We start from the raw sequence: 12299 nt of genomic DNA, 5'->3' as shown, positions 1-12299 counted from the left end.
TTTTGTATCTTTACCTTTTGTACCATCACCGACAGAACTCTTTTCTCATTTTACACATCAAAATGATTAATTATGAGCCTTTTTGATAGCATAATAACAGCACTAAAACTTGAACAAATTACTTCCATTAGAATTAGATGTGACTAATTTAAGGTGTATCTACGATTTATTTCCATAAAACCCCACTGTTTTCATCAGAATATATTATCTTTGCATTATCGAATTGATGTGTTCCTTGAGGCATTGCAGGATAAAGAAATGGAAAGAAACTCGCTCGTTTCCAAGTCGTAACCCATTTATCCTTTATTCGTTCTTAGTTTGTTGATTATCTGAAAGATACAAAATTCTTGAATCTTTTGCGGGCGTATATGCGTGTTTTTCTGGAATAAAAGCACTATATTGGTCGTGATTACGACTATAACCTTTGTTTATTTTTTTGCCAAGTATATTTAAGTTAGCCATCGTTATCCTCTAATTTTAAAATACGTTATCTCTTGTTAATATAATTACAAAAGTACGGATATAATCGCAAATATCTGCAATTTTATCCGTACTTTTTTGTGTTTTACTAAAATTTCCTTTAAAATTGGAAACTTAATTGGGCGTCTATTACTGAATAGTTTGGTTCAGGAAGAGCCTTGTCGTGGATATAAGCATATTCTGTTGTGAGTTGAATATTCTTATTAAATTTGTAGTTGAGACCTATTTCGTATTGTGTGCATTGTTTTTCAGCTCCCTTTGAAGGTTGATACATATCGTATCGCGCCTTTGCATATAATTTATTCTTGATTACAGGGGCTATCATCAAAGCATAAACACCTTGGGCTTGGTCGCCATTCTTGCTCAAATTACAGTTCGTTGCTGTTGCATCGTTTGTATTAGTCATTGTCTTTTCGAAACCATAGCCTGTAGAATGAATATATTCAGAGCGGAAAGTCCAATCGTTAGCAACGTATTCGGCAGAAAAAGCATAGCGGCGTTGTTGCAATTTACGCAATCCTTCTACCTTTTTGTCATTCTCTGTCCATGTGCCTTTGCGAGCGTATGAGCCCCTCCAACCGAACCAACCTAAGCGCAAGCCTTCGACTGGCATTACCCAAATGCCACCAATGATGTTTTTTTGTTGGTCTACATCTTTCATATTGATACCTTGACCATTGAATACACCTATTTGGTAGTGCAGCAAGTTTCTACCCTTACTATTCTTTAAGAAATCGCCTTGAAATTGAACACCAATATCACGACCATTCGAAGGGTGTGCGCCAGCTCTGTCGTTAAATCCTGCTAATTTTGTAACTACTTGCGCATAGCCCATAAACCCTTGCTTTACAGGGTGCATTGGATTTTCGAATGTGAAAGGATTTTTAAATTGTCCAACCTTTACACGGAAAAAGTCGTATTTTTGCCATTCAGCAAATAAGTCAACCACACGTGGCGATGCTCCCAAGGTAGATGTATTACCATTGAATTGAATTTGGGCTTTCCAATACCAGTCATTTAGCACTTTACCGTCAAGCGATATACGTGCCATACGCAAATTAAAAGAGTTTGCCTTTGCATCTTTCCGACTTGTATATTGGTACTGAGTTATGCCATACCCTGATAGCTTTACATTATTAATCCATTTCGGAGTGGTTTGTGCATCAGCGTTTAAGAAGCAACATGCTGTTGCAGCTAATAAGAAAAACTTTTTCATGTGTTTATTTTATTAATGAATAAATTTTAATTGACCCTGCAAAGATAAGTATTATTTGTAATAAAAAGAAACAATTCTTAACCTTTTAGCAAAAAACTGTTTTTGAAAGCATTGATTTTATTATACAGATAAGAGGGTGTGTCAAAATGACACACCCTCATTAAATAAGTTTTTATAATTTAGGCAGTATATAAAAATCAAATATATTTCTATTGCATATTTTTAACTGCATCTAACATTTTTCCAGAAGCATCAATAGCATCACCAGCAGCTTCAATGGATTCTGATGATGCTTTTGCCAATTTAGAAACGATTTTATTAAAACGCTTTAACTGTTCAGGTGTCATCTCGCCTTCAACAGCATTCAATTTTTCCTGTAAATCTTGAGCATTTTCAAGCATTTGAGCATAATCTTGCATTGCAGAAACATCACCCTTTTGTGCTTTCTTCGCAAAAGCAATGTAATCTGTAACATATTTATCATAGCTTTCTATCAGTTCATCAATATTTGATGAAGAACTTTCACTACTTTCAGAAACAGAACTTTCGTTATTGCCACTCCCATCTATCGTATCATCTGATAACAAAGTGTCAACACTATTTGTCATAGTATCAGTTACTGCTGAATCATTCTTTTTTTCATTACAAGATGTTAAGCTAACTAGCCCCATACTTGTAAGAGCCAAAAATCCACTAAAAATTAACTTTTTCATACTTTTTTGTTTTTTTATTGTGTGTAAATAATATTGTTTAGAATTTAAATACTGCCTTTTTACTACAATTTTGATTTATAAATTAATTTCACTATAAACAAACTTAAGAGTGTTATTATTGCATTGGGAATTATCATTGTAGAAACTTCTAACGCAAAGAATGCAAAAGCAAAATCTATGATAGTTATAGCTATCAAAGCTATACTTATAACCACTTTTCCATTTGCTTCTGAACGTGGATATTTTGGTATTTTGATACCTTAAGTTCAATATAGAACTGCAACAAAATATGGCGTAGCTCTTAATAATCTATGCCATAAAACACCGAGGGGTTTGGGGGCGAGTAGCCACCAAGATAGCCGCCGTCAATAGTGAATAACAACTAGCAATACGATAAAAAAGAAAAGGAGACTCTCACGAATCTCCCTGAAATCAATTAATTTTGTATTGCTTATGTATAAACAACTGACTTCGGGGCAAAGATACACAATTTCTATCTTACTCCAAAAGAAAACACCAAAAAGTGAAATAGCAGAGTTAATCGGGGTAGACCGTAGTACGGTTTATCGTGAAATAAAACGCAATAGTGGTAAACAAGGTAAATATAATGCGGAGACAGCCCAAGCTAATGCTGTCTATCGAAAGCATCGTAATCCTGGCAACCATACTATAAAGAAAGAAGTATGGAAGGAAGTAATCCGTTTATTGGTAGAAGAACAATGGTCTCCCGAACAAATCTCTAACGTATTGAGAAAAAGAGAGATGAAGATTTCTTATGAAACTATTTACAAGCTAATCCGCAAGGATAAAAGAAATGGAGGCTGCCTTTATAAGTACTGTCGATACAGGCTAAAACACAGAAACAGACCTGTTGGGGGTAAGCGTACAACAATCCTAAACAGGACGTCTATTGCTGAACGACCAAAAGAAGCTGACGGGACAAGATTTGGCGACTGGGAATTGGATACTATTGTTGGAAAAGGAAACAAAGGAGTTATCGTTACGCTCGTAGAGAGGCAGACGAACTATATCCTCATAAGAAAGTCGAACAAAGGAAAGGATGCGGACGAGGTTGCAGATATAGTTGTAAAACTATTGATGCCATTTAAGGATACCCTCAAAAGTATAACTACAGACAATGGCACAGAGTTTGCAAATCACCAGTATATTACAAAGAAATTAGGTGTTACGGTCTATTTTGCCGACCCACATTCACCGTGGCAGAAACTGCTCATTGAAAATCAAAATGCATTAATAAGGCAATTCATACCAAAGGGAACAGATTTTGACAACATAACACATCAACAAAATGCAAAAATACAATATAAAATTAACACAAGACCAAGAAAAAAATTGGATTATAAGACACCACAAGAATGCTTTTACGGCAATATAGTGTAAATTTGCACTTGCTAGTTGAATTCACCTTGTCCATATTTGTTAAAATAATAATAAATAAAATTATTATCATCTTCATGTTCCTTTGTTTTCCAAAAGCAATAAGAACCCTCGCAAATAATTTCAGCACCATTTTTTTTATGAGGTTTACATGATATTATCCAAAATAAGAGAACAATAAAACCTAGAAAATAAAAATAATGTATTTTGCAGTCCATTAACTTCTTGCCAGTGGACTGCACTTTATATTTAAAATTGTATTTCATTACCACCATTTAAATAAATAGGAACACTATTTACACCATTTGCTTTTAAAAGTTCGGATGCTTTTCCTATATACTTATTAAATATGCGATTATTTTCTTTGTATAATTTTTGCAATTCTTCTTGAAGGTATCCAGCCGTTCCTTCCCTAAATGTATCTGTTGTCTTCTTGAACTCTGGTGCTTGCATTTGTCTCATTATAACTTGAATTTCTTCTTCACGAGACTTTCCACGTATTTGTGTGTGGAAACTTTCGTGAGATAGCGTACTACTCATATTATATATTTGTGATAATTCTTTATTAACCTTAATTCCGCAACACTATTATAACTTAAACTTTTTAAGTACCTGAGCAACAAAAAGTTGCCCAGGATTTTGCCATGTCAAAGAATTCACTTATCTTAGTGTTGCAAAACAAGCAAGCAAAACTCTGATATGGCATGGCAAAAATACATATTAAATCCGATAAACTCACTCCTTTTGGAGGAATATTTTCAATCATGGAGCAATTTGACTCCACATTGTCATCTGTAATCGCCTCGACCCTCGGTCTAAGGTGTAGATCATTCGGTTATCAGTACAGCGAAATCATCCGTTCACTCATGAGTATCTACTTCTGTGGTGGCTCATGTGTTGAGGATGTCACTACTCATTTGATGAGCCATCTCTCGCTTCATCCGACACTTCGAACTTGTAGCTCTGATACTATCCTCAGAGCGATAAAGGAGCTGACGCAAGAAAACATCTCATACACGTCAGATACGGGTAAGAACTACGATTTCAACACGGCTGACACTCTCAATACTTTACTGCTCAATTGTATGTTTGCATCTGGCCAACTGAAAGAGGACGAGATGTATGATGTTGATTTCGACCATCAGTTCATAGAGACAGAGAAGTATGATGCAAAGCCTACATACAAGAAGTTCCCTGGTTATCGCCCTGGCGTGGCGGTTATTGGCGACTTAATCGTTGGCATTGAGAATAGCGATGGCAACACAAATGTTCGTTTTCATCAGAAGGACACGCTGAAGAGGTTCTTTGAGAGATTTGAACAGAACGGCCTTACTATCAATCGTTTCAGAGCTGACTGTGGATCATGTTCCGAGGAAATCGTAGAAGAAGTAGAGGAACACTGCAAATCCTTCTATATCCGCGCAAACCGCTGCAGTTCGCTCTACAATGAAATCTTTGCTCTCAGAGGTTGGAAAACTGAGGAAATCAATGGCATTGAGTTCGAATTGAACTCTATCCTTATTGAAAAGTGGAAGGGTAAAGCATACCGACTTGTGATTCAAAGACAGAAACGGTTGGATGGTGTATTGGATCTCTGGGAAGGAGAATACACATACCGTTGTATCCTGACTAACGACTATGTATCTTCCGTAAGAGAGATTGTCGAGTTCTATAACCTTCGAGGGGGAAAGGAACGTATCTTCGATGATATGAACAATGGTTTCGGATGGGACCGATTGCCCAAATCCTTCATGGCAGAGAACACCGTGTTCCTTCTTCTTACAGCACTTATCCGTAACTTCTACAAGGCCATTATCCAAAGACTTGATGTAAAGAGGTTCGGACTCAATACAACAAGCCGCATAAAAGCGCTTGTCTTCAGGTTTGTCTCTGTACCAGCAAAGTGGATCAGGACATCAAGGCAGTATGTGCTGAATATCTATACTTGTAACAATGCTTACGCGGATGTGTTCCAGACAGATTTTGGATAACGCCTACAATTTATGGGTATGATACTGCGTATTGCCTCAAGTCGCATTGTGGGGTAAGGGGATGTTGTAGGCTGAAGTGGGGGATTTCAGTTCTAATTATCTGCAAATTCAGTAATGAGAGGATGTGTACACGCAAGAAGGACGTTGAAAAGTTAAGTTGCGGATTTGAGGTATATAATAATGTGTGAAGCTACGAAACTATAATTTTATAGTTAAAATATGTTGTAATAGATTGATTATTAGTGTTTATATTTGGTTTATAATATAAACTACATTATTTTTGCAGTATGATAATAACTTAAACAGTATTCATTATGAAAGAGAAAGATTTAACAGCAGTAGAGAGTTTGAAACTTATTGAGAGTACTATCGAACAAAGTAAGCGTGATATAGCCAAGGCTTCGGCGCAACCTTTGCTTGTGTGGGGTACATTGGTTGTAGCAACATCGCTTACAATTTGGGGACTTATGACAAACACGCCAGCAGGTGAAGGGGCAAACAAATGGCATTTGCTTTGGATTTTAATGGCTTTAATAGGTGGAGTATATCAATACAGATTTAATCGTACTTGGTCTGTGCCAGAAAGTATTGTCAGCAAAATCCTTGGTAGTATGTGGGGCGTATTTGGAATATCGGTATTTGTTTTATGGGCAATGAATGTATGCGCCATAACTTGGGGAGGTATTTCTGTCAAGGAAACAATTCCAATGACACCGACCATTATTTTATTTATGGGTATGTCTGTTGCCATTACAGGAAAGATTATTAACCGATTGTTCATCTCTATTGTTGGAGCGATAGCATGTGCAATTTGTGCTTATTTTGCGCTTGTCAATCAAGGCGTAAACGAGTTGCTATGCACTGCTATTACCGCTGTATTTACATTATTAATTCCTGGTTTATATTTAAAGTTTAGCAATGGCAGATAACGATTTCCTCCCCCTCGACCCTTTGCTGAACAACGAACTTCGTTTAGCAATTATTTCAATTCTTATGAGTGCCGATAGTGCCGACTTTACCTATATCAAAAACACTACGAAAGCCACTTCTGGCAACATAAGTGTGCAGATAGATAAGTTGGAAAAGGCTAAATATATAAAGGTGAAGAAAGGCTACAAAGGTAAAGTTCCTCAAACCATTTGCCGAATAACTCCGCAAGGAGTACAAGCATTGGCTGACCATGTTGAGGCTTTGAAGTCTTATCTTAATATGGAGTTATAAAGAATGGCATGTATTTGTAGTTTGAATTTAAAATTTTGTATATTTGCACTTTAGTAATTTAAACTAACTTTATATGAAACGTTTATTTCTTTTTATCATTTTACTACAATTGGTTGTCTGTACAGTGAAAGCAGACAACCAAAATGGTGGAAAAATTAGCAAAGAGCAGGCTATTGAAGATGTTGATAGTTTGGTTTATATGCTTTGCGAAGTTCACCCTAATGTATTTTCGATGGTTACTCCAACAAAGTTTCTGATGCAAGTTAATGCTATCAAACAATCTTTTCGAGATAGTTTAACCACATTGGAACTCTATCAAAAGGTTGCGCCTTTAGTTGCGTCTGTTGGTGATGGACATACATCTTTGACTTTTCCTTTTAATGATGTGTTTAGAAAAGAAACGCCACGTTTTCCTTTAATGGTTTCTGTAAATTCTAATGACTCTACTATTACCACTCGTGGGGCTTTATTTGGCGTTCCAGAGGGCGTGAAGATTGTTTCAATCAATGGAATAGGCAGTAAAGAAATTATACAGAGTATGATGAAGTATGTTTCAGGCGAACGAACATTCTTTAAATTAACTTGCGTGAATAACGATTTTATAGCTTGGTTTCACATGCTTTATCGTGCCAATGAATATAAAATTGAGTACCTTGAAAATGGAAAACTTACTACAAAGAGGTTGCGTAGCGTTTCAGTCATTGAAAAACGGAACGAGATGAGCAAAGGACTGAAAGAAGTTGAAATCAATAATTCCGTGCATTATGATATTCTTAATAAGAAGGCAGCTTTAATGAATATTCCAAGTTTTAGAAGTGCGAACGATATGGCAAAAGTTTGTCAAACAATGGTAGCCGATTTGAATCGTAAACGCATTGAAAACTTGATAATTGATGTGCGTGATAATGGTGGCGGAACGTCAATGGCAGTAGACACATTGCTCACTTACATTGCCAACAAACCTTTTATGCAATACGAAAAAGTGTGGGCTAAGATAACTCCTACAACTCAAACCATGACTCGCCGCCCCTATAATAAAGGTTGCTTTTTCGGTGTGAACGAAGAAAAAATACAGCCAATAGCCGATGAAACAAAACGATTTAAAGGAAATGTTTGGGTATTAATGAATCATCATACTTTTTCGGCAGCCGCAAGTTTTGTCTGGACTATTAAGGCTTTTAAAATAGGCACATTGGTTGGAGAAGAGGCTGGAGGAATGAATGTCGCTTATGGCGATGTTGTAAGTTACGCCTTACCTCACTCAAAATTACATTTAGGAATTTCGTTCAAGCGTTTTTGGCTATATGGTGCTGATGAAACAAATATACATGGTGCATTGCCCGATATTTTTGCAGAAAGCGATAATGCCTTAAAAGTGGTGTTAGATAAAATTCATAAGTGAGATAAGGTTCAATAAAAAATCCTCCCATTTTTGTTGAGAGGATTTTTTATTTTGTTTCTATCTTTTATTGCTTTAGAAAGTCCATTTGGCTGCAATGGTAGGAATTGCATAAAACTTATTGTTCTTTCCTTTATTGTTCCATACAAAGTTATTGCTGATTTCTACTTCCGTACCCAACGAAAGGTTTACGCCTTGCATACCTTTTAGTGTGTTGAGGTTTACCCAAAATTGTGGTTCAGAAAGCAAAATCAATTTTCCATTCACATTATTGTCGTACCATAAGTCGCAAAAACCGCTAAATGTGCAAAGACCTTTGGCAAAGTTTAAGCCCCAAACTTCGGTCAATTGGAAACCATTGAAAGGGCGTGCGCCAATGTGTTTGTTCTTGAAAGTGTACTTGTACATTAATTGAACGCTGAAGGTTTTAGAGAAATCTTTTGAAGCCCAATTCCATGCACCACCCACTAAGGCTGCGTGTTGGAAACGATTGCCAAAATAACCTGCTGGTATTTCGCCTGTTGCTGCACCACCATTATATTCAATGTGGGCTGCCCATTGCTTGTTTTTAGTAAGGTTAAATTCGCGAGCTATTTCCCAATAAGCACCAACTGTACCGTCGTTTTTGTAATCAATATCGGTAAACAAGAAAGTAGAACCCCACTTGTCGGGTTTAAACATTTCAACCGTTGACGTAACTGATGGTCTGTTGCTTAAATCATCATACATAGAGCGACCAAGGTCATAGTGTAATTGTACATTTTGTGCTTGTACATTTGTAAAAGCTGCCATTGCTAAAATGGCGAGGGAAAAGATTTTTTTCATAAGTATTTTAAGTTTGCATTAAAATTTGAGTGCAAAGTTACAAAAAAAACTTAATGTGTCAATTGTTTAACGAAAATATTGCTAACTTTGTATTTAAATTATGCGAATAGATATTATTACAGTTTTGCCCGAAATGCTTGAAGGTTTCGTCCATGAAAGCATATTGGCACGAGCAGAAAAAAAAGGTTTAGCCGAGGTTAGACTACATAATTTGCGCGATTACACGAATGATAAATGGCGCCGTGTAGATGATTATCCCTTTGGAGGACAAGCTGGTATGGTGATGCAAATAGAACCTATCGACCGATGTATTAGTGCGTTGAAAGCTGAACGTGAATACGATGAGGTTATCTTTACTTCGCCCGATGGTGAACAATTTAATCAAAAAATAGCAAACGACCTTTCATTGGGTGGCAATTTAATTATCTTAGCTGGTCATTATAAAGGCATTGACCAACGTGTTCGTGAGCATTTGATAACCAGAGAAATATCGGTTGGCGATTTTGTGCTTACGGGTGGAGAGTTGCCAGCTGCCATAATTGCCGATGCAGTGGTGAGAATTGTACCAGGAGTGATAGGCGACGAGCAGAGCGCATTGTCTGATTGTTTTCAAGACGATATGCTTTCAGCCCCAATCTACACACGTCCAAGAAGTTATAAAGGATGGGACGTTCCTGAAATTTTATTGAGTGGTAACGAAGCTAAAATAAAACAATGGGAATTTGACCAAGCCATGGAACGTACCAAACGGTTGCGTCCCGATTTATTGAAAGATTGATAATTCCGAAAAATACTCTCTTGAGGCAAACCTATTGTTTTTTACATCAAAATAATAGGTTTGGAAGATTAAAATAGCCCCTTTAGATGAGGTTAATAGAATATTTTTGGAAATTTGCAAACACTTGTTAGGTTTTACTAACTCCTCAAATCCGCAACTTAACTTTTCAACGTCCTTCTTGCGTGTACACATCCTCTCATTACTGAATTTGCAGATAATTAGAACTGAAATCCCCCACTTCAGCCTACAACATCCCCTTACCCCACAATGCGACTTGAGGCAATACGCAGTATCATACCCATAAATTGTAGGCGTTATCCAAAATCTGTCTGGAACACATCCGCGTAAGCATTGTTACAAGTATAGATATTCAGCACATACTGCCTTGATGTCCTGATCCACTTTGCTGGTACAGAGACAAACCTGAAGACAAGCGCTTTTATGCGGCTTGTTGTATTGAGTCCGAACCTCTTTACATCAAGTCTTTGGATAATGGCCTTGTAGAAGTTACGGATAAGTGCTGTAAGAAGAAGGAACACGGTGTTCTCTGCCATGAAGGATTTGGGCAATCGGTCCCATCCGAAACCATTGTTCATATCATCGAAGATACGTTCCTTTCCCCCTCGAAGGTTATAGAACTCGACAATCTCTCTTACGGAAGATACATAGTCGTTAGTCAGGATACAACGGTATGTGTATTCTCCTTCCCAGAGATCCAATACACCATCCAACCGTTTCTGTCTTTGAATCACAAGTCGGTATGCTTTACCCTTCCACTTTTCAATAAGGATAGAGTTCAATTCGAACTCAATGCCATTGATTTCCTCAGTTTTCCAACCTCTGAGAGCAAAGATTTCATTGTAGAGCGAACTGCAGCGGTTTGCGCGGATATAGAAGGATTTGCAGTGTTCCTCTACTTCTTCTACGATTTCCTCGGAACATGATCCACAGTCAGCTCTGAAACGATTGATAGTAAGGCCGTTCTGTTCAAATCTCTCAAAGAACCTCTTCAGCGTGTCCTTCTGATGAAAACGAACATTTGTGTTGCCATCGCTATTCTCAATGCCAACGATTAAGTCGCCAATAACCGCCACGCCAGGGCGATAACCAGGGAACTTCTTGTATGTAGGCTTTGCATCATACTTCTCTGTCTCTATGAACTGATGGTCGAAATCAACATCATACATCTCGTCCTCTTTCAGTTGGCCAGATGCAAACATACAATTGAGCAGTAAAGTATTGAGAGTGTCAGCCGTGTTGAAATCGTAGTTCTTACCCGTATCTGACGTGTATGAGATGTTTTCTTGCGTCAGCTCCTTTATCGCTCTGAGGATAGTATCAGAGCTACAAGTTCGAAGTGTCGGATGAAGCGAGAGATGGCTCATCAAATGAGTAGTGACATCCTCAACACATGAGCCACCACAGAAGTAGATACTCATGAGTGAACGGATGATTTCGCTGTACTGATAACCGAATGATCTACACCTTAGACCGAGGGTCGAGTCGATTACAGATGACAATGTGGAGTCAAATTGCTCCATGATTGAAAATATTCCTCCAAAAGGAGTGAGTTTATCGGATTTAATATGTATTTTTGCCATGCCATATCAGAGTTTTGCTTGCTTGTTTTGCAACACTAAGATAAGTGAATTCTTTGACATGGCAAAATCCTGGGCAACTTTTTGTTGCTCAGGTACTTAAAAAGTTTAAGTTATAATAGTGTTGCGGAATTAAGGTAACTCTTTTTTTATGCTTTTATATAGAATGTATAATTTTGAAAACCCGCATAGTCAACCAGCAAGTGCAAAATTATAAAACGTATTTGAAGAATTCACACTTTGGAGTAGAAAAGTTTAATTTTTCTCTCGGTCTTTCGTTCAATTTCTTTTGTATCGACATAATTCCTGATGAACCTATTTTTATGTTCTTGCTCATATCAAATACAAGTGAATTTTAAAACCTATTGTTTTGGCATTCAAAATAGGCTATTTTGGAGTTCAAAACAATAGGTTTTGAAAATAAAAGCATATCAACCATTATTTCAGAGGAATTTTTCTATTGGTTTAAAAGTACTTAAAGAAGCAAATGTGGTTTACACTTGCGATAAATCCAAGCACGCCTATAAGTTCAATAAGGTTGAGAAATTAAACCAACGATTTCGTTAAGCCACACGAAGCATGTAAATGAGTGAAACGAAATTTGAATATGGTCGTGACGAGAAATAGAACCTTTCGAGCAATGATACTTTGTAGGGGCGTGATTTATCACGTTCCTCTCT

The 12299-nt window shown here is 37.1% G+C and carries 11 protein-coding genes; 6 read left to right on the top strand and 5 right to left on the bottom strand.

What is annotated here, in order from left to right; genetic code table 11:
• Positions 1-580 precede the first annotated feature (580 nt).
• Positions 581-1696, bottom strand: a complete 1116-nt coding sequence (locus tag DYI03_RS06255; protein ID WP_021669767.1) for a porin — start codon at positions 1694-1696, stop codon at positions 581-583.
• Between the two features lie 209 nt (positions 1697-1905).
• The gene (locus DYI03_RS06250) at positions 1906-2409 is read right to left on the bottom strand and encodes a DUF6591 domain-containing protein (protein ID WP_021669766.1); all 504 of its coding nucleotides are present in this window, start codon (positions 2407-2409) and stop codon (positions 1906-1908) included.
• A gap of 453 nt (positions 2410-2862) precedes the next feature.
• Here DYI03_RS06250 and DYI03_RS06245 point away from each other — a divergent pair, with 453 nt between their 5' ends.
• A complete protein-coding gene (locus DYI03_RS06245; protein WP_115367910.1) occupies positions 2863-3810 on the top strand; it encodes an IS30 family transposase in 948 nt (315 codons plus the stop codon).
• A gap of 246 nt (positions 3811-4056) precedes the next feature.
• Here DYI03_RS06245 and DYI03_RS06235 read toward each other — a convergent pair whose 3' ends face one another.
• Positions 4057-4383, bottom strand: a complete 327-nt coding sequence (locus tag DYI03_RS06235; RefSeq protein ID WP_259299473.1) for a hypothetical protein — start codon at positions 4381-4383, stop codon at positions 4057-4059.
• A gap of 128 nt (positions 4384-4511) precedes the next feature.
• Between DYI03_RS06235 and DYI03_RS06230 the strand changes: the two genes are divergently transcribed.
• The 4 genes from DYI03_RS06230 to DYI03_RS06210 all read left to right on the top strand — a co-directional run bounded on the left by DYI03_RS06230 (position 4512) and on the right by DYI03_RS06210 (position 8421).
• Complete coding sequence (locus DYI03_RS06230) at positions 4512-5798, top strand: IS1380 family transposase (RefSeq protein ID WP_115367874.1); 1287 nt, start codon at positions 4512-4514, stop codon at positions 5796-5798.
• Positions 5799-6112: 314 nt separating this feature from the next.
• On the top strand, positions 6113-6727 hold the full coding sequence (locus DYI03_RS06220) for a hypothetical protein (RefSeq protein WP_021668227.1): 615 nt from the start codon (positions 6113-6115) through the stop codon (positions 6725-6727).
• On the top strand, positions 6717-7019 hold the full coding sequence (locus tag DYI03_RS06215; RefSeq protein ID WP_004358087.1) for a winged helix-turn-helix domain-containing protein: 303 nt from the start codon (positions 6717-6719) through the stop codon (positions 7017-7019). The genes DYI03_RS06220 and DYI03_RS06215 overlap by 11 nt, the downstream gene beginning before the upstream one ends.
• Before the next feature lie 73 nt (positions 7020-7092).
• Positions 7093-8421 carry a S41 family peptidase gene (locus tag DYI03_RS06210; protein WP_021668228.1) on the top strand — a complete coding sequence of 443 codons (1329 nt, stop codon included), beginning with the start codon at positions 7093-7095 and terminating at the stop codon, positions 8419-8421.
• Positions 8422-8493: 72 nt separating this feature from the next.
• Here the strand turns inward: DYI03_RS06210 and DYI03_RS06205 are convergent, their stop codons facing one another.
• The gene (locus DYI03_RS06205; RefSeq protein WP_021668229.1) at positions 8494-9243 is read right to left on the bottom strand and encodes a nucleoside-specific channel-forming Tsx family protein; all 750 of its coding nucleotides are present in this window, start codon (positions 9241-9243) and stop codon (positions 8494-8496) included.
• Positions 9244-9343: 100 nt separating this feature from the next.
• On the opposite strand from DYI03_RS06205, the gene trmD reads away from it, so the two are divergent.
• Positions 9344-10021: a tRNA (guanosine(37)-N1)-methyltransferase TrmD gene (gene trmD, locus DYI03_RS06200; protein WP_004358066.1), complete on the top strand. Its 678-nt coding sequence runs from the start codon at positions 9344-9346 to the stop codon at positions 10019-10021.
• 314 nt (positions 10022-10335) lie between these two features.
• On the opposite strand, the gene DYI03_RS06190 is transcribed toward trmD, so the two are convergent.
• On the bottom strand, positions 10336-11622 hold the full coding sequence (locus tag DYI03_RS06190) for an IS1380 family transposase (RefSeq protein WP_115367856.1): 1287 nt from the start codon (positions 11620-11622) through the stop codon (positions 10336-10338).
• Positions 11623-12299 lie beyond the last annotated feature (677 nt).

Source organism: Prevotella disiens, from assembly GCF_900454955.1.
Lineage (GTDB): Bacteria > Bacteroidota > Bacteroidia > Bacteroidales > Bacteroidaceae > Prevotella > Prevotella disiens.
Note: the sequence above shows the minus strand (reverse complement) of the source record. Positions and strands in the feature narration are given on the sequence as shown.

Bases quoted from the DNA above. Each gene is read 5' to 3' on its own strand.
- DYI03_RS06255 (WP_021669767.1), bottom strand. From the start codon at position 1,696: ATGAAAAAGTTTTTCTTATTAGCTGCAACAGCATGTTGCTTCTTAAAC.
- DYI03_RS06250 (WP_021669766.1), bottom strand. From the start codon at position 2,409: ATGAAAAAGTTAATTTTTAGTGGATTTTTGGCTCTTACAAGTATGGGG.
- DYI03_RS06245 (WP_115367910.1), top strand. From the start codon at position 2,863: ATGTATAAACAACTGACTTCGGGGCAAAGATACACAATTTCTATCTTA.
- DYI03_RS06230 (WP_115367874.1), top strand. From the start codon at position 4,512: ATGGCAAAAATACATATTAAATCCGATAAACTCACTCCTTTTGGAGGA.
- DYI03_RS06220 (WP_021668227.1), top strand. From the start codon at position 6,113: ATGAAAGAGAAAGATTTAACAGCAGTAGAGAGTTTGAAACTTATTGAG.
- DYI03_RS06215 (WP_004358087.1), top strand. From the start codon at position 6,717: ATGGCAGATAACGATTTCCTCCCCCTCGACCCTTTGCTGAACAACGAA.
- DYI03_RS06210 (WP_021668228.1), top strand. From the start codon at position 7,093: ATGAAACGTTTATTTCTTTTTATCATTTTACTACAATTGGTTGTCTGT.
- DYI03_RS06205 (WP_021668229.1), bottom strand. From the start codon at position 9,243: ATGAAAAAAATCTTTTCCCTCGCCATTTTAGCAATGGCAGCTTTTACA.
- trmD (WP_004358066.1), top strand. From the start codon at position 9,344: ATGCGAATAGATATTATTACAGTTTTGCCCGAAATGCTTGAAGGTTTC.
- DYI03_RS06190 (WP_115367856.1), bottom strand. From the start codon at position 11,622: ATGGCAAAAATACATATTAAATCCGATAAACTCACTCCTTTTGGAGGA.